Origin of the sequence: Actinomadura sp. WAC 06369 (assembly GCF_003947565.1) — a bacterium.
In the GTDB taxonomy this organism is placed as follows: Bacteria; Actinomycetota; Actinomycetes; order Streptosporangiales; family Streptosporangiaceae; genus Spirillospora; species Spirillospora rifamycini.
Map to the genome: position 1 here is coordinate 1 of NZ_QHJN01000407.1, position 723 is coordinate 723.

1 protein-coding gene is annotated in these 723 nt (G+C 75.4%); it reads right to left on the minus strand.

Annotated elements, in window-relative coordinates; genetic code table 11:
* Positions 1–193: 193 nt before the first annotated feature.
* Positions 194–460 carry a hypothetical protein gene (locus DMH08_RS39705; protein ID WP_125621442.1) on the minus strand — a complete coding sequence of 89 codons (267 nt, stop codon included), beginning with the start codon at positions 458–460 and terminating at the stop codon, positions 194–196.
* Positions 461–723: the final 263 nt, after the last annotated feature.

Consider the following 723-nt stretch of genomic DNA (forward strand, 5'->3'; position numbering starts at 1 on the left):
TTCCTCGACCGTCCGGTAATAGCCCCGCCCCACGAGCGCCCCGCCCTTGGTCACCAGCAGGGCGCCGTCCCCCCGGACGCCCATGAACTCCGCCCACACCCGGTGCGCCCCCGCGAGCCGCACCGCCGCCACCTGCAACCCGCCCGGCCCGATCCAGCTCGCCCGCTCATCCCCCATGCACAGAACGTTACGATCAAGCACTCTGCGGAGTCGCGGCAGGGTGGGGCGGAGGTCGGCCGGTGTAGAGGCCGGGTTCGCACGCCTCGGACGGGAGCGTGTCGATCGCGCAGACGTCGTCCGGGTCGAACGCCGGCGTCCACCGCCGCGAGCCGTCGTCGACGACGACCGTCCCGGGGCCGGCGAAGCGGGACGACCCGAGACCGGCGGAGCCGGACGCCGCGCCGCCCGTATCCGGGTCGCCCGTGTCCGGGTCGCCCATGTCCGGGTCGCCCGTGTCCACAGCCAGTACAGGCCGTCCGCCCCGACCCAGCGGAACGGGTTGGCGAGGCCCGCGCACGCGGCAGCCGAGAGCAGCGCCTCCGACGCCGACGCCCGTTCGCCTCATGCGCACCTTTGATCGCCGGTTCCGATGCCAGCGGCGGGCGGAGGGTTCGGCCGCCGCGCGGCCGAGTGCGGACGGAACCCCGCGGGTAAGGGGTGCGTCGGAGGGACGTCCGGTCCGTCGCCCGGGGAGGGGTCGTCGTGCGGGGAGGGATCCTGCGG